Annotated in this window: 13 protein-coding genes and 1 riboswitch; of the genes, 2 read left to right on the forward strand and 11 right to left on the reverse strand. The window is 34.9% G+C overall.

Translation table 11 applies throughout. The annotated features are described in order from the left end of the window. Positions 1–78: 78 nt before the first annotated feature. Entirely contained in the window at positions 79–2,196 is a 2,118-nt protein-coding gene (locus tag ACUN0F_RS28135) for a transglycosylase domain-containing protein (protein WP_445540525.1), read from the reverse strand. A gap of 127 nt (positions 2,197–2,323) precedes the next feature. Here ACUN0F_RS28135 and hmoB point away from each other — a divergent pair, with 127 nt between their 5' ends. Next, positions 2,324–2,827: a heme-degrading monooxygenase HmoB gene (gene hmoB / locus ACUN0F_RS28140; RefSeq protein ID WP_061672953.1), complete on the forward strand. Its 504-nt coding sequence runs from the start codon at positions 2,324–2,326 to the stop codon at positions 2,825–2,827. A 167-nt stretch (positions 2,828–2,994) separates the two neighbouring features. Here hmoB and ACUN0F_RS28145 read toward each other — a convergent pair whose 3' ends face one another. The 6 genes from ACUN0F_RS28145 to ACUN0F_RS28170 all read right to left on the reverse strand — a co-directional run bounded on the left by ACUN0F_RS28145 (position 2,995) and on the right by ACUN0F_RS28170 (position 14,054). Beyond that, positions 2,995–4,413, reverse strand: a complete 1,419-nt coding sequence (locus tag ACUN0F_RS28145; RefSeq protein WP_445540526.1) for a PH domain-containing protein — start codon at positions 4,411–4,413, stop codon at positions 2,995–2,997. After that, the gene (locus ACUN0F_RS28150; protein ID WP_001182715.1) at positions 4,406–4,882 is read right to left on the reverse strand and encodes a PH domain-containing protein; all 477 of its coding nucleotides are present in this window, start codon (positions 4,880–4,882) and stop codon (positions 4,406–4,408) included. The genes ACUN0F_RS28145 and ACUN0F_RS28150 overlap by 8 nt, the downstream gene beginning before the upstream one ends. 220 nt (positions 4,883–5,102) lie before the next feature. Continuing rightward, positions 5,103–5,399: a protoporphyrinogen oxidase gene (locus ACUN0F_RS28155; protein ID WP_431069412.1), complete on the reverse strand. Its 297-nt coding sequence runs from the start codon at positions 5,397–5,399 to the stop codon at positions 5,103–5,105. A 251-nt stretch (positions 5,400–5,650) separates the two neighbouring features. Further along, the gene (locus ACUN0F_RS28160) at positions 5,651–6,544 is read right to left on the reverse strand and encodes a hypothetical protein (protein ID WP_445540527.1); all 894 of its coding nucleotides are present in this window, start codon (positions 6,542–6,544) and stop codon (positions 5,651–5,653) included. Positions 6,545–7,458: 914 nt separating this feature from the next. Further along, positions 7,459–13,194 carry a SpaA isopeptide-forming pilin-related protein gene (locus ACUN0F_RS28165; RefSeq protein WP_445540851.1) on the reverse strand — a complete coding sequence of 1,912 codons (5,736 nt, stop codon included), beginning with the start codon at positions 13,192–13,194 and terminating at the stop codon, positions 7,459–7,461. A 59-nt stretch (positions 13,195–13,253) separates the two neighbouring features. Next, a riboswitch (cyclic di-GMP riboswitch) is annotated at positions 13,254–13,346 on the reverse strand. Positions 13,347–13,517: 171 nt separating this feature from the next. Beyond that, positions 13,518–14,054 carry a TetR/AcrR family transcriptional regulator gene (locus tag ACUN0F_RS28170; RefSeq protein ID WP_445540528.1) on the reverse strand — a complete coding sequence of 179 codons (537 nt, stop codon included), beginning with the start codon at positions 14,052–14,054 and terminating at the stop codon, positions 13,518–13,520. A 331-nt stretch (positions 14,055–14,385) separates the two neighbouring features. Between ACUN0F_RS28170 and ACUN0F_RS28175 the strand changes: the two genes are divergently transcribed. Then, on the forward strand, positions 14,386–14,769 hold the full coding sequence (locus ACUN0F_RS28175; RefSeq protein ID WP_445540529.1) for a hypothetical protein: 384 nt from the start codon (positions 14,386–14,388) through the stop codon (positions 14,767–14,769). Between the two features lie 62 nt (positions 14,770–14,831). Here the strand turns inward: ACUN0F_RS28175 and ACUN0F_RS28180 are convergent, their stop codons facing one another. From ACUN0F_RS28180 to ACUN0F_RS28195, 4 genes are all read right to left on the reverse strand, one after another. Beyond that, complete coding sequence (locus ACUN0F_RS28180; RefSeq protein WP_445540530.1) at positions 14,832–15,146, reverse strand: CPCC family cysteine-rich protein; 315 nt, start codon at positions 15,144–15,146, stop codon at positions 14,832–14,834. Further along, complete coding sequence (locus ACUN0F_RS28185; RefSeq protein WP_000625407.1) at positions 15,097–15,750, reverse strand: DUF975 family protein; 654 nt, start codon at positions 15,748–15,750, stop codon at positions 15,097–15,099. Before ACUN0F_RS28185 ends, ACUN0F_RS28180 begins: the two co-directional genes overlap by 50 nt. Before the next feature lie 201 nt (positions 15,751–15,951). Next, positions 15,952–17,391, reverse strand: a complete 1,440-nt coding sequence (locus ACUN0F_RS28190) for a PH domain-containing protein (RefSeq protein WP_445540531.1) — start codon at positions 17,389–17,391, stop codon at positions 15,952–15,954. Then, positions 17,384–17,860, reverse strand: coding sequence for a PH domain-containing protein (locus tag ACUN0F_RS28195; protein ID WP_000371369.1), 477 nt, complete (start codon positions 17,858–17,860; stop codon positions 17,384–17,386). The genes ACUN0F_RS28190 and ACUN0F_RS28195 overlap by 8 nt, the downstream gene beginning before the upstream one ends. Positions 17,861–17,908: the final 48 nt, after the last annotated feature.

A 17,908-nucleotide genomic window follows, 5' to 3' on the forward strand; every position in this document is an offset into this window, starting at 1 on the left:
TTGTTCATGAAATTGACACAAACATTCGTAAAACCGCTTACTATTTTCACAACATTCTTATTATAGCACAGAGAAAAACTATGGTTTAGCTACTTTTGACTTTTCTCCTTCACGTTTCGTTTGTGTGTTATATGGTACAACGTAAAAACTCGGTTTTGAAAAGATGTTAACGAACTTTTCCTCATATTCTCCGGCACCATTTACAGTGCCTACATGCGTATGAACTCCGTTTTCCACTCTATAAATACGATACATAATTCTTTCATCTGGAAGTGGTGTCCAGCTTAATTTTGCTTTAAATAAACCGAAAGGGCTAAACGCTAATTTCATTTTCACATCTTCAATCTTGCGCAAACGAATCGGAGCACCGATTGTTTCCACACCTTCTGGTTTCATAAACTGCTCTTTCTGTTTTACATTTGCCTTCGTTAAAATTTTCTTAAACAATTTCGTTGCTGACGCACTTTCTCCTTGCAACTGATGCTCTTTATCCGTACGGTCATAACCAATCCAAACAGCACCTACTAAATTTGGTGTATAGCCGACGAACCACATATCTCTAGCTCCATTATCGTCATTCGGTAAGGAAGTTGTACCTGTTTTCCCAGCTAATGCACCGCTATATACACCGGCTTTCGCTGTCCCTTCCTTTACAACCCCTTCTAACATTTTCGTCATATACCACGCCGTTTGTTTCGAGAATATTTTCGTTTCTACTTTTGGCGATTCTCCAATAACTGCACCGTGTCTATTTAACACTTTATCAATCACGTGCGGCTCAATAATAGCGCCATTTGCTAAAAACGCACGATACATTTTTACAAGATCAAATGGCGAAACACCATTTTTCAATCCGCCAAGCGCTGTACTTAACCCTGCGTCTGCAATATGAACATTTCCTTTCTCTAAATATTGCTTTCCTTCTTCTACCCCTAACTCATTTAATAAAGAAACTGCCGGCACATTTGCTGACTCTAAAATCGCATCGTACATCGTCATTTCTTTCGAATATGAATGGTTATAATTTCGAGGTTCATAGCCTTCAAATGAATTTCTTTCATTCGTCAATAAAGAATACGGATTATACTTTTTCGTTTCGAGTGCTGGTGCATAGACGATAAGTGGTTTTAGCACAGAACCGGGCTGTCTTTTTGCGAAAATACGATTAAAGCCTCTCGGGACGTACTTTCTTCCGCCAATCGCCGCTTTAATTCCGCCCGTACGATTATCCATTAATAAAAAAGCACCTTGTGCCCCCTCTTCTTTCCCAGGGAAATTCCTTGCATCTTGAAACTGGTTATACGCTACCTTTTGAATCTTTTCATCCATCGGTACGACAAACGTATATCCTCCGCGCAGTACTTCTTGATGAGACAATCCGTATAAACGAGCTGCTTCATCTATAACCATATCAATATACGGCATATATGCGAGTTCATTCTCATCTAAGTTTTTGTAAAGAGCAATGGTCTTTCCTTGATAACGTACGCTATCTTCGGCAGTCAAATAGCCTTGTTTATGCATAAGTGACAATACGAGATCACGGCGCTCCTTACTTTTCTCTGGTGAGAAATACGGTGAATATCCGTTTGGCGACTTCGGAAGACCTGCAAGCATTGCGCCCTCTTCTACTGTTAAATCTTCTACATTTTTATTAAAATACAACTTTGCTGCTGCTTGAATACCGTAAGCCCCATGGCCAAAATAAATATGATTCATATACATTTCAAGAATTTGTTGCTTCGTATATTTTTGCTCTAATTGAAGAGAAATTGCGACTTCCTTCAATTTACGCGTAACTGTTTTTTCACGAGTTAAAAAGACGTTTTTCGCTAGTTGCTGTGTAATGGTACTACCGCCTTCGACCTTCTCTCCAGCTAACGTATCTTTATAAAGAGCACGGAATATAGACGGGTAATCAATTCCTTGATGCTCATAAAAACGAGAATCTTCCACCGCAATAAACGCCTGCTGGACATGCTTTGGAATTTGCTCTACTGGTACGAGATCTCTATTTTCTACATATAATTTCGTAATCTCTTTCCCTTTCTGGTCAACGATACGTGATGAAGAGTGGAAAACGAGCTGCTTTTCATCCATCATATAGCCACCAGCTAACACAATAAGTTTATAAAGTACAATCGCTAATACTAGCGTTGCGAATCCACCTAATAAAGTCCACTTTACTTTCTTCATACATCGGCCTTCTTTCCAAATGATGGTACATTTATTATTTGAAAAAGAAGTATCTTTATGTATATAATCTTCGAAGTTTTTTAAGAGAGTTGATATAATAGAAACAAACCATTAAGGGGGCATTAAAATGAAGGCTATTATTTCATACGAAACACCTCTAGAACAAGCACATTTCACTGCAAAAAATAATGAAAAAGATATGTTTTATAAAGAAAATACAGAAGAATCAGTAGAATCAGCGCTTCAGTATGACGTACTAGACGCTGTTGGAGAATTTAAAGGACAACCTGGCTATATCGTTTGTAACAACATTTCTGTAACAGACGAAGGTCGCCCAGTATTTGAAAACCGATTTAAAAACCGAGCAGGCCTTATTGAAAACGAACCCGGCTTCCAAGCAATCCGTGTTCTACGCCCATTAAGTAACGATACATATGTCATCTTAACGATGTGGGAAACAGAGCAAAACTTTAAAGATTGGACAGAATCACGTTCATTCGAAAACGCTCATAAAAAACGCCCTGCACAAGCAGAAGGACAAGCTCCGGCTCAAGCACATCCACATGCAGAGCAACAGAAAAGCATCTTCTCTCGTCCGTCATTTGTGACTACTTTTGATGTGTTAGTTTAGGTTTTGGAGTTCGGATTTTGAAGACCACGGTATGTGAAATTATATCAACGATTTTCCGAATATATCTATCATATCTTTGAATATATCAACGATTTTTTCAATATATCGACGATTCGACAAAGAATATCGACTTATCGACAAATCACGACATAAAAAAGGAAACACCGTTACGCACCGGTGTTTCCTTTTTCTTTGTACCAATTATATATACGAAGCGCATCTTCTTTTTGCATATGCTTCACTTTGTAACGATGCCCCGCTACCGATACCACTGCTGTACATAGCTCGTCTTTCTTTTGAAAATACGATTGATTGTATCCTACTGCTTGAACATGCCTTCTTCGCATGATTCCTGTATATTTTGCTAGGCCTCGGTACACCATTACTAACTGATTGTCTCGTATCATATATCCACCACTTTTATACCGGGCATATGCAAGTAACGTAAATATGATAAATAGTGGTATTAAAGTGAATAACGCCATATTTTGCTTAAAATATATACTCGCACCGACGATCGGCACAGCGAGTATCGCACTTGTAATCCAGCCCATTATTACGTAACGGCGTAATGCGACCTTCGGTAAATGAACGATTTTCTCTTCCATTTCATACGGCAACTGCAAATATGTAAGTAACTGCTGTACATCTTTCTTTTTCATAAAAGGATGTAGCATCACTTCATGCCCTGCTGCTTCTATACTTTGAATGACTTCCACTTCGACAGAGCAATAACCGAAAGGCTCGCGGAGAATTCCTTCTTTCACCGTAATTGCTTGAATGCGATGTAATTTTAAAACAAACTCTTTCTTATCAAATAACCCTTGCACGATGCGAACTTCATTTCCGTTTCGCTCTATTTTAAAGTTCGCATATTTTAACGCATAGCCAGCTGTCGAAACGACCCACGAAACCGCCATTAAAATCGCGGCCATAACGATTAATTCATATACACCGTTATCCATCACATACGCTTCCACTTTATTTATGATCCATTCTGGAAGAAATTGATTAAACTCTGTGTAAAGGATGACCAACATAGAAAACACTAATCCAAATCTACCAGATGTAATAGATGCTGCTAAAATTTCTTTCGTTGTTAACTGATAAACCGTCTTACTTCCTTCTTCCGCAGGCGCTTCTTCACTCACAACGCTTCTTTCTTTATGTAATAAGGTTATCAGTTCCTTCGCTTCCTCTTCTCTAATACCAGCTAACATCACTTCCGGCTCACTACCGCCGCCCGCTACTTCAATATTTAATTTCGTCAGTCCAAGTATTTGATAAATGATGTTAGAAGACGTACTAATATTTTGCACACGTTCTCTATTTAAGTAGCTTTCCTTCTTAACGAACACACCGTGCTTTATATGTACAATATTATTTTCAACCCAGTACACTTTGAAATACCATTTTATAGCTGAGAAAATTGCCATAATAAATAATATGGCCAAAAGAACAAGATGTAAGAAATACCAAGGTTTTACTTCACCATCTGAACGAAATAAAACAAGAAAAATAAAAGGCAACAAAGTCGCAATTCGAATACCTAATAAAATTGTGATCGGATGTTGCCTCTTATACATCCTCATCACTCACTTTCGCAAGTTCTCCAATTTGTCTTTTCAGCTGCTCTGCTTCTTCTTTCGTTAAGCCTGGAATACTATGAGAAGTTGCCGCTGTTGAAATATGTAATTCTGCTAAATTATACTTTCTCATAATCGGTCCTTGTTCAATCGTTACATGCTGCACACGCATCATCGGAATAAGTACGCGTTTTACAACGAACATTCCCTTTTGAATCTCAATCTCTTCTTCATTTAATCTGTAACTATAATAACGTTGACGTAAATTTGGAAACACAAAATAATCAAGCGGAATAAATGTAATAGCTCCTGTTACTAGCAAGCCAAATAACCAACCCCACCAGTTAAAATTAATCATAAAAAAGAAATACGCAATTACGACTGCTAGTATAACCGCCGCCCCAATTAAAGCGTGAATTCTCCACACTTTCAGCATATTAGAATGAATCTCCCTTTCTAACGGCTGCATCTCATCACTCCAATTATATGAATGTATTAATTATATATTAGTTGGTATATACATATTTGTAAAATTACCCCACGTTAACGGGCAGTAAAACTCCCAAAAAATTTCAGCTGGAGCAAAGAAGTTAGGTGGGCGATCAACTGCCCGTAAACGTCCGATTGGTTCAACTAATAATCAGTGGGGATGAATCTCCCACTGATTAAAGTTTCACTTTATAGTTTTTCTACATCGTATCCATTACTTCTTTAAAATTCCCTTCATTAATCGCATACACTTGAAACTGAATGTAATCTATTTCATTCGTATTCGGACGGGCATATGGCAAAATGTTAAATTTAGAAGCAGATCTTCCTAACATATCTACAATCATTAGAGAAACGTCAATATATTCGAAATCTACACGGAATACTACTGCTTCTCCCGTAAATTCATAATCTTTAATCGCATCATAAGACTTATTCGCACTAATTAACATTACTTTTAGTAGTTGGTTCAAATTTTCCGGTTTAAAATTAATCATATACGCAGCTCCTTTTTTCCAATAAAACACTATGAAAACAGTGTAATCTTATACTTTCATAGCTTTACACATCAATTATATAAAAAATAAAGCTAGTTTTTTATATATTTTTTGATATAATTACTTACGGGAAACGGGAAGATATTTATCTTCCCTTGTGTTTTTATTTGCATCTAGTACTTTTGCTAGATGCCTTTTTTTATGCTAAAAAAGGTACCCTCATATACTTTGAGGATACCTTTTCCATCAATTTAGTGCACTTCAACGATTGTACCATCTTCGAATACTTTATATACACCAGTAAATCCTGGTCCACCTGCACCTTCTATTTTATATGTCGTATGCACTCTTATTTGATAATATTTCTTTCCATTCTCTACTTGCGTATTCTCTAGCGTGTAATTATAGTCTTCTTTATATTCATTTTTGATATATTCTTTCGCTTTCTCAAAAGTAAATGCATTTTGATTCTTTCCTGTTTCTACTTTTTGATTCTTTTCTGCTTCTACCTTTTGATTCTTTTCTGTCTCAGTTTTTTGGTTCTTTTCTGTTACTACCTTTTGATTCGTTACTGCATTTGTTTTTTGTGCCTTCGCTGCTTCACTCTTTGCAGTTTTTTCTTCTTCATTCATTTTAGTAACTAATCCTACCGCTTTTTTATTATATTCTTCAAGATTCTTGTTATCTTTTGTTTCTGTAACTAGCTTATTTAATATTTCTTTCGCTTCTGCATAATTTTTCTTACTTATTAACTCTTCACTTTTCGTCAGTTGCTCACTATACTTCTTTTTTTGCTCTAAGATGGCTAGTAATGCTGTTCGTTCTTCCTTCGCTTGTTTTACAAGCGTAGCATTTCCATTCTTCATGTTCTCTACTTTTTCAAATGACTTGATTGATTCTTCTACCTTTGTTTCTTCTTTTAACTTCACTGCTTCAATCATTACTTTTGTTTGTTCTACAAGCATCTTTGCATCTGAATCGTCTTTTTTCTCATCTAGCGCTTTTTCAAATGATGATAATGCATTTTTATATTCTTTATTCGTTAACGCGGTCTTTCCTTCATCCATTGCTTTGTCAAAATTCCCATTACTACATCCAGCTAACATGAAAAACGTAAGTCCCATTACCATTAATAACTTTTTCATTTTTTCTCCTCCTATATATCCCTAAAACGATAAAGTGAAACTTTAATCAGTGGGGCGTTTTGTTCCTCCCCCACTGATTATTAGTTGAACCAATCGGGCCTTTACGGGCAGTTGATTCCCACCTAACTTCTTTGCTTTCGCTAAATTTTCAGGTGGGGGGCTTACTGCCCGTTAAGGCGGGGTAACAGCATATGTATAAAAGTCTGTGTAGTAATTAGACTGAAAATAAAGATGTACTTTGTGTGTGGGAAAGGAAGTACATTTCATTTACTATCATTACTTAAAACTCCTAAATAGTTGGTAGTTGGTTTTCTTCTTTTAAGACAGAAAGGAATTTTAATAATGTGCGTAAAGCTCTCACCAGGCTCTTTACTACACACACTCTTATACACATAGAAAAACTATTTTTAGGTTGCTATTTTTTCAGCTTTACTTTTTCCCTATTTGTAACATACCGATAAACAAAAGAAAACAAACCGTAACATAAGTTACCGTTCGTAACTCTCTTGTAACACAAATGTAACATAATGTTTTTAAACATACAATAGTTTTTTTACATTATTTTCCCCTATCTACATTTTAAGGTGTTAATACAGTGCTAAAACGAGTTTCATCTCCCACCTGCTATTGGACTATCATCCTTTGAATACTTTAGGAAAAAGCTCTCTTTCTTAAAGTACTCAAATTAATTACATAGATAACTCTTTTTTCCCCCAAACATTACGAAGGCCTTTAACCTTTTATTTTCACATTAAATATATATAGCTATTTTTTTGATATAACCATATCAAGAAAATAGGACGAACTTTTTCTTCCTTTTTGTTTCTATTTGCATCGAGTTCTTTTGCTAAATGTTTTTTATGCCAAATAAAAAAGGTATCCTCCAATACTTTGAGGATACCTTTTCATTTTTATTACCTCTGCTGTTTTCTACCTAATACGAGCAATCCAAAACTCATCATGATAAGAAGTGCTCCCATATATGGTTCCACAGGCATTTTCTGTCCTGTTTTCGGTAATTCTTTTTCAGGCTTCTCTGGATTCATTGTTCCAGGTTTCTCTGGATCCGTTGTTTCTGGTTTCTCTGGATCCGTCGTTTCTGGTTTTTCTGGATCCGTCGTTTCTGGTTTTTCTGGATTCGTCGTTTCTGGTTTTTCTGGATTCGTCGTTTCTGGTTTTTCTGGATCCGTCGTTTCTGGTTTTTCTGGATCCGTCGTTTCTGGTTTTTCTGGATCCGTTGTTTCTGGTTTTTCTGGATCCGTCGTTTCTGGTTTCTCTGGATCCGTTGTTTCTGGTTTCTCTGGGCCTGGTGGTGCTAAAGAAGTCAATTTGTTTAATACTTCTAATTGAACTGAACTTATCATTCCTTTTGTAATTTCAAATGGAATTGGATTAGTTAATTTTTCATAACCCTTTGGTGCTTCTACTTCTACAAGTGTGTAGTGACCTACAGATAAGTCTGAGACTTTCGCTTTTCCTTCTTTATCTGTTGTTACTTTCGTTACTACTTTGCCTTTTTCGTCATGAACTTCAAACACTGCCTCTGATAATACATTCTTACTTTCAGCAGCCATTTTTGTAATTTCTACTGAACCTTTGTCTAACTGTTCATTCTCTACTTTTAGTAATAAAACTTCTGTCATACCTTTTTTGATTTCGAATGATACTGGTTCTGTTAGCTTTTTGTAACCTGGTAAACTTTCCGTTTCTACTAATTTGTATTTTCCTACTGATAGATCTGAAACTTTCGCTTTTCCTTCTTTATCTGTTGTTACTTTCGTTACTACTTTGCCTTTTTCATCTTGCACTTCAAAGACTACGCCTTCTAATGCTTTTTGACTGTCTTTATCTACTTTTTTAATTTCTAATGAACCTTTATCTAACTGTTCATTCTCTACTTTTAGTGATAAGACTTCTGTCATACCTTTTGTAATCTCAAATGATACTGATTCGCTTAGCTTTTTGTAACCTGGTAAGCTTTCCGTCTCTACTAATTTGTAACTCCCTACAGATAGATCTGAAATGTTTGCTTTTCCTTCTTTGTCTGTTGTCACTTTCGTTACTACTTTGCCTTTTTCATCTTGCACTTCGAAAGTTACGCCCGCTAACACTGTTCCACTGTCTTTATCCACTTTTGTAACTTCTACATTACCTTTGTCTACCAATTCATTCTCTATTTTCAATGATAAGACTTTCGTCATACCTTTTGTAATTTCAAATGATACTGGTTTTTCTAGCTTTTTATAACCTGGTAAACTTTCTACCTCTACTAATTTGTAACTTCCTACAGATAGATCTGAAATGTTTGCTTTTCCTTCTTTATCTGTTGTTACTTTCGTTATTACTTTGCCTTGCTCATCTTGCACTTCGAAGACTACGCCTTCTAATGCTTTTTGACTGTCTTTATCTACTTTTGTAATTTCTACTGTGCCTTTATCTACTTGTTCGTTTTCTACTTTCAGCGATAAAACTTCTGTCATACCCTTTTTGACTTCAAATGATACTGGTTTTTCTAGCTTTTTATAACCTGGTAAACTTTCTACCTCTACTAATTTGTAACTTCCTACAGATAGGTCTGAAATGTTTGCTTTTCCTTCTTTATCTGTTGTTACTTTCGTTACTACTTTTCCTTTTTCATCTTGCACTTCGAAAGTTACGCCCGCTAATACTGTGCCACTTTCTTTGTCCACTTTTGTAACTTCTACATTACCTTTGTCTACCAATTCATTCTCTATTTTCAATGATAAGACTTTCGTCATACCTTTTTTGATTTCGAATGATACTGGCTCTGTTAGTTTTTTGTAGCCTGGTAAATTTTCTACTTCTACTAATTTGTAACTTCCTACAGATAGATCTGAAATGTTTGCTTTTCCTTCTTTATCTGTTGTTACTTTCGTTATTACTTTGCCTTGCTCATCTTGCACTTCGAAGACTACGCCTTCTAATGCTTTTTGACTGTCTTTATCCACTTTTGTTACTTCTACATTTCCCTTGTCTAACATTTCATTTTCTACTGTTAAAGCAAGAGATTTCGTCATACCTTTTTCAATTTGGAAAGTAATCGGATCTACCAATTGCTTATATCCTTTTGGTGCTTTTACTTCTACTAGCTTGTATGTGCCAACTGATAAATTAGTAACTTGTGCGTGTCCTTTTTTATCTGTCGTTATTTTAGCGACTACTTGTCCTGCTTCATCTTGAATCTCAAATACAGCATCAGCTAAAGCATCTTTATTTTCTTTGTCTACTTTTGTAATTTCTACATTTCCTGTATCCACTAATTCATTTTCGACTGTTAGCTTTAACGCTGTTACTCTACCCTTTTCAATTTCGAATGAAATTGGTTTTTCAAGTGGTTTGTATCCTGCTGGTGTTTCTACTTCCACCAACTCATACTTCCCAATAGGTAAATCTGAAACGTTTGCTTTTCCTTCTTTATCCGTTGTTACTTTTGCAACTACTTTACCTTTTAAATCACGTACTTCAAATACAACATTTTCTAATGGCGCTTTACTATCTTTATCTATTTTTGTTATCTCTACATTCCCTGTATCCACCATTTCATTTTCTACTTTTAATGATAGAACTTCGGTCATGCCTTTTTTGATTTCAAATGATACTGGTTTTTCTAGCTTTTTATAACCTGGTAAACTTTCTACCTCTACTAATTCATACTTTCCTACTGATAAATCTGAAACATTTGCTTTTCCTTCTTTATCTGTCGTTACTTTTTTAACTTCGTTACCTTTCTCATCTTGGACAACGAACGTTACTCCCACTAACGGTGCTTTATTATCTTTGTCTATCTTTGTTATCTCTATATTTCCCGTATCTACCATTTCATTTTCTATTTTTAATGATAAGACCTCGGTCATGCCTTTTGTAATTTCAAACGATACCGCCTCTATTAATTTCTTATAACCTGGTAAACTTTCTTTTTCTACTAATTTATACTTTCCTACTGATAAATCATCAATTGTTGCTTTTCCATCTTTATCTGTTGTTACTTCTTTTACTACTTTATCTTTTTCATCTCGTACTTCGAAGACTACGCCTTTTAATGCTTTCTGGCTGTCTTTATCTACTTTTGTAATTTCTACTGAACCGTTATCTAACTGTTCATTCTCTACTTTTAATGATAGGACTTTCGTCATACCTTTTGTAATTTCAAATGACACTGGCTCTGTTAGTTTCTTATAACCTGGTAAGCTTTTCGTTTCTACTAATTTGTACTTTCCTACTGAAAGATCTGAAACGATTGCCTTTCCTTCTTTATCTGTTGTTACCTCTTTGACTACTTTATCTTTTTCATCTCGTACTTCGAAAACTACGCCTTTTAATGCTTTCTGGCTGTCTTTATCCACTTTTGTAATTTCTACTGAACCGTTATCTAACTGCTCATTCTCTACTTTTAATGATAGGACTTTTGTCATACCTTTTGTAATTTCAAACGATACTGGCTCTGTTAGTTTCTTGTAACCTGGTAAGCTTTTCGTTTCTACTAATTTGTACTTTCCTACTGAAAGATCTGAAACGATTGCCTTTCCTTCTTTATCCGTCGTTACTTTTCTTACTACTTCACCTTTCTCATTTTGGACTTCAAATTCGACACCCGCTAATACTGAACCGTTTTCTTTGTCCACCTTTGAAATTTCTACATTACCTTTGTCTGTCATTGCATTTTCTACTGTTATCGGGAATATACCGTCCCCTGTTACATTTACTTCGAATTCTGTTTCTTTTAATTGGTATCCTTCAGGCGCTTTCGTTTCTTTTAAAATATATTTCCCTGGCGCTAACGGTTTAGAGATTGCCTTACCATCTTTATCTGTAATAATATGCTCAACTACTACACCGTCTTTTACTATATCAAACTCTGCATTTGCTAATGGTTTTTCACCATTTTCCGAATCAATTTTCTTTAATTCAATTTGACCCTTTTGCAAAGTATTTTTAATTTCAATTGCTTTTGTTTCTCCAGCTTGAAGTGTAACCTCTACTGGAATCGTTAATTTTTGATACCCTTCTGGTGCTACTGTTTCATAAATTTTATACGTCCCAGGAGCTAAAGTTTGAGGTACTGAAAAGCCGTTTTCGTCCGTTATCAATTTTGCAACAACTTCATTTGCACTATTTCGAACTTCAAATTCGGCACCTTTTAACCCTTTGTTCGGATTCTCAGCATCTATTTTATGAATCGATACTGTACCTTCTTTTGGAGCTTCAGGCGGTGTAACATTTACTTCTTTCGATGTTAATGTTTTATCATCAAAATGTAATTCCGCTTTATTAGGAATCTTCTTATCTACGTAAGAAGATAAATCTGCATTAGCTTTAATTTTCGCCTTAATGCTGAGGTTAATTACCTGGTCTTCATATGACTTATAGTCAAAATTCTCACCGAACGTAAATGTTACTTCACTTTTTTGTTTATCTATCTTTAGTGTTCCTTTAGAAGTAATATCTTGGCCATTTTGATCATACACTTTTGCCTCTAATACTTCTAATACATCTTCTAAATCATCACTAATTACCATAGATGTGTATTTAGGAGGATCGTTTGGTATATGTGTACCAACTTGATATTGAATAGGTTGATCCATTTGCGCTAACTGCTGATTCTCTACAAGCTTACCACTCTCATCAACTATATTCTTTTCAATACTAGGTGGATGATCGTCGCCTGAACCAGTTCCTCCCCCACCACTTACAAATACTTCTCCTACTTTTTCTTCAGTTTTAATATTTTTGCCTTCTAATTTCACTGTATTTTTATGAGGCTTTGCAGCAGGATTAGTAATCTTTGTTTTATATCTTAAAATATAACCTTTTGAGCTGTCTGGAAATTCAATTGTAAATCCAGTTTTCGTTGCATTAATTTTAATTTTAGATAAATCTGCTGGCTTAACATTTGTTGGTGCATAGCCATCTTCAAATACAGCCTCTTCTAATACTAAGCTATCTGTAATTAATTCATGCCCAGGTCCTAATGTGTCTGTTAATTTAAGATCTTGCATTTCTGTTCCAGTTGCATTTACATATACAAGCCAATCAGCAATGGACGGATCTTCTTGATTATAAGAACCCCATTTCAATAAATTATCTGTATTGGGATGTGGCTTCGGTCTCTCTGTCGTATTATTTACACTTACTTCTTTATTAACGATTTGACCATCAACGTTAAATTCTAATGGAATTTCTTTGACACCATCATATGCTTCTAGCCCAAAGTAAAATTCTACGAATAAAGAACCTTTAACGTTATTCTTTCCTTCTACGTAATCACCCATAGTACACGTCAATAGACCTTTTTTCATCTCACATGTACCAACTGTTTTTCCTTCAGCATCTTTTAAAGGAAAACTCATATTCATAAGATCTTTTCTGAATTCTTTTGGCATATCAATTGTGAATTGATCTCCACTTTTTATTTTTTCTTTAGCTGACCACTTCACTTCTACTTTCATGCCATCTGAGGCTTGATATGGTTCAGACGTTGTACCATCAGTACGGGAAATATTAATCTCGTCCACTGGATTTTTTATCACAGCAGCTTGAATAACTGGAGCCCACACATTTAGCACTGAAAATAATACTAGAAAAACTAATGAAACCATCGAAATATGCCTTTTAGTACTTTTCATTTGTATAATTCCCTCCTATTTTTTATATTTATATAACAAAAAAAGACCGTCCGGTTGCATCAAAAATGTGCAACCAGACGATCTTAGTAACCAATATGTATTACCGTAGACTCTAAGCTTTGCGGCCTATCCTTTCGAATAGTGTGCTAAAAATATTTTTTATTCTTTTTTTGTTTCATTTTCCTCTTAAACCAAATATTACTATACCGTCTGGACGGTTATAATTCAATACTCTATAAAATTGTTCTATTTTTCTAATAAAAAAAATAATTCACCAGTGCATTAAATAAGCAATGGTGAATTATTTTACATTATATAGTTCGTATATTCTATTTATATGAATTACAAATAAGAGCTTGAATTACTTTTTCTCTTAATTCGGGGCTTAGTCTTCCAACCCCTAAATATTCCGAATACCATAATCCATCTGCCGCTAATCTAATAATTGTGGCACAAACTGAATCTATCTCATCATTTTCTATTTTATTTTGCAGTTGCTGAAATGATTGTTGTAACGGTTCAAGTAATTTAGGTTTTAGCATTAATGCTGCCATCATACTACTACCCAGCTCTTCTACTCTTCTCTCATTACTTAATCTTTCCTCTACAAAAGAACGTACCCACCTTCCTTTCTTCTCTAAGTCTTCCGCAACTTTATTGTGAATAGCGTCTTGATACTCCTCCGTCCCTTTGAGTATCATGCCCTCTATTAAAGCTTCTTTAGTTGAAAAGTGATACAACAATCCACCTTTACTTATCCCCGCCTCTTTAGCTACCGCTTCTAAGGTTAACTTAGCAACCCCTTTACATTGCACAATTTGAGAAGCGGCTTCTAAAATCTTTTGCCGTGTTATACTTGTACTCATTCCTTTTTAAAACCCCATTTCTACTAAATTTATATAAATACGTACCTTATTTTCAATATCGCTGAGTAATAATAAATATTTTCTTTATACAACAAAAGCTTCCTCGCCTTTGAATTGTTCGTTGCTTCTTCTATTAAAAATTTCCATATCATTCAATATGATAACATTAAATACACAAAGTTGACTATACATCTATACTTTTATATTCATTGAAAATATATCCATAAACACGCAATGTATAAAAATTAATTATCCTTATATATCTAATCTATAATTTAAAGACGTTTATATTTTCATAAAAATAAAGTGAAATTTTATAAGGATGATTCCATTGAAAAAATTTTCTATTAGTTATTTAATATGTTTACTGGTTTTTTCTATCATTGTGAACGTTTTACAGTATACACTAGTTCCAAATTATGCCGACTCCTGGGGACCGATTTGGGTATCTATTATTATGTTTTCAATTCTTGGAAGCATCCCTGTTCTTATCGGTTGTTTATTTGGTGAATTTTGTTATAGAAAAATAAAAGGAAGTCACGAATTAAAGATCGGTATTCCTTTATTTATACTGTTAGGTATTTCCTACAATCATTTATTCTTTATGTGGTTTAACGACAGAGATTTTTTATCCTTTTATTTAGAAGCTTTTCTGGATACTGGCCTTCCTATTACTGTATCATCTTTACTGTTTTATTTTGTAAGACGGCGTTAATTCTTTCATCATTGCATAAAAAAATGTTATTACTCCTGATAAATTGAGTAATAACATTTTACTTACTGAATTTGCTTCCAACTAGCGCCCTTCACATCTTCACTATTTGGCTTTCTAACTGATTGCACAAAACATTCCTCACAAGCACCAAATGCAATGAAATTTCTCTGTGCTTGCCTTAACGAAACTTCATTCGCCCCGCCTTCAAAGTCATGATTGTTAAACTGAACCTCATCATCTTCCCAATAACATATATTACAAATTTCATATGTATCCGGTGGTTCTTCTTCTATCTGTGCCCTATATTCTTTAGGGGATAGATGGTTATTAGAAAGTAGTGTCTTCTTTTTTATAATATTCTTTTGAAATCTCTTCATAAAATGCAGCTGATGTCGTGTAGAAATAAGGTACTAACCATAAGAAACCGATTCCTAAAGTAAGAATACTTAAAATGAACCAACCTAAGAAACTTAAGCATAGTAAAAAGTAATCCATTTTATGTCCATTCATCATACGACGGCTTTCAGTAATCGCTTGATTCGCTGTATATTCTGGATGATCATTCAAAATAAAATATGTCATAGAATAAGAAAATGATTTAATAATACCTGGAATAATAAGAAGTAATGTCCATAGAACCAAGTACACATTCATTAGTAAATATGTTAAAAACGATTTCATAAACTTACTTCCATCGTTAAACCATCTAAATATATGACCAATACGAGCATTAGTCCCGCGAATTACATTTAAAACAAAATAAGAAGCACCTACTGTTAACGGCCCGATAATAAACATTGCAATAATAGTTACTGTAAGTGACTCATTTGCTTCTTCCCACCCCCAAAATATCGAGAAAATACCTGTAGTTAGAATTTCAACAGCTCCAATAAGGATTCCGACTAATAAAGTTGCCCCTACCGCTAATCCCCATTTTCCTTTTAATGCATCAAGTGATTCTCTTTTTAACTGACTTATCATATATAGCCTCCTAATACTTTTTCTATATTAGTATACCATTTATATCAAAAATTCCACAGATTTTCCTGAAATAGAAGCATACTACCTTTTTTGGTATGTATTGATATATGTGCGCTGTAGCTTTACTAATATATGAATTAAGTCACTCATTTTCCTATAATAAAAAAAGCCTGCCTTTCATAATAGGCAAGCTTTTTCAAGTTAATTCTCACTCATTCTCTTCTTATACCAATCCTGCATTCTCTCCGCATCTTCTACTCTCGTATGCTCTAATTTATAATCCGATGATGCGTTAGAGAATTTGTACGTACATAAATCCGCACGGCGTTGGAAATAGGATTGTGTTTTTTCCATTGATTGGACATGTCTTCTTCTAACAAGTCCTGTATATTTTCCGACGCTGCGATATACAAGCGTAATTTGCTCTCCGTTTACACTGTAACCATTTGTTTTAAATGTTGCGTATCCAAGTGTAAAGATGAGGATTGCGAGCGGAATTAATGCCCACATGATGAAGTGCTTTTCAAAGTAAACACTTATTCCGATAAGCGGGATTGCTAGCATTGCGAAGAATATAAAACTATCAATTAAATAACGACGTAATGCTACTTTTGGTAATGAAATAATGTTTGTATTCAGTTCGTATGGTAATTGTAAATGTGCAAGTAACTGTTGTACGCGATCTTTTCGAATGATAGGATGCAGTGTAACTTTTTCTTTTTCGTCACCCATTCCCTTACTTTGAATGACTTCTACTTGCACAGCACAATAACCGAATGGCTGACGCAAAATACTTTCTTTTATCGTAATACCTTGAATACGATGTAACTTTAGTACGAGTTCTTTTTTCTCAAGTAATCCTTGCGAAATGCGGACCTCATCATTTCTTCGATTTACTGTGAAATTACCATGTTTTAAAGCGTAACCAGTTGTAGATATAATCCAAGAAAGGACGATCAAAATGGCTACCATGAAAATCCATCCATATACATCATGTTCCATTACATACGACTTTACGCCATTCTCTATCCATTTCGGAATGTACTCATCTACTTGGTGATACACGAAAAAGATTAATGAGAATAACAATCCAAACTGACCAGATGTAACAGATGCTAACAAAATTTCTTTCCAAGTTAATTTGTATTCTGTCGCTTGTTTTTCTTCTGTAACGATTTCTTTTTCGACTACTTCTTCTGATATATCCTCTGCTTTCACTTCTGGAGTTGGCTCATTTAGCATTGCAATAAGCTCTGTTGCTTCTTCTACTGTAATTCCAGCTAAGCTTACTTCTGCATCATCGCCCCCGCCAGCTGTTTCGATTTGAATTTTCTTTAAGCCAAGCATTTGATATAACACGTTAGAACTTGTATTAATCGTTTGAACACGTTCTTTATTTAAGTAGCTCTCCTTCTTCACAAAGAGCCCTTGTTTCACATGTAATACGTTATTTTCAACCCAATATGTTGTGTAATACCATTTTTCAAACGCTGAAAAGACGGTGAGTAAGCCGAATGCAGCGGGAATTAAATACCAAAACGGGAATTTTCCATTTAAGCTAAACATGAAAATAATGAGTGGTATAAAGTCTGTTATTTTTAATTCTAATAACATCGTGATTGGATGCTGCCTCTTATACATCCTCATCACTCACTTTCGCTAATTCTGCGATTTTCGTTTTCAACATTTCTGCTTCATACATCGTTAAGCCTGGGATGCTGTGTGAAGTTGCAGCTGTTGAAATGTGTAATTGTGCTAATCCATATTTTCTCATAATCGGTCCTTGTTCAATCGTCACGTGCTGTACACGAATCATCGGTACTAATACGCGCTTTACGACGAAAAGACCGTGCTGAATTTCAAGTTCTTCTTCATTTAGTTGGTAGCTGTAATAACGCTGACGAAGTTTCGGGAATACGAAGTACTCCAATGGTGCTAGTGCAACCGTTAACCCGATTAACACATACAAAATCCACGCCCACCAATCAAACTTTATCATGAGGAAAAGGTAAGCTAAAATGACGAGAATACCGATTCCTTCTTCAATTACAGCACGAACTTTCCACACCTTGACCATGTCAGGGTTAATTTCATTTTTCAATGGATCCATGTAACCACTCCAAATCTAGTAATCTAATATACGAATACTCTCAATCTA

This window comes from Bacillus sp. 1A, from assembly GCF_052682215.1.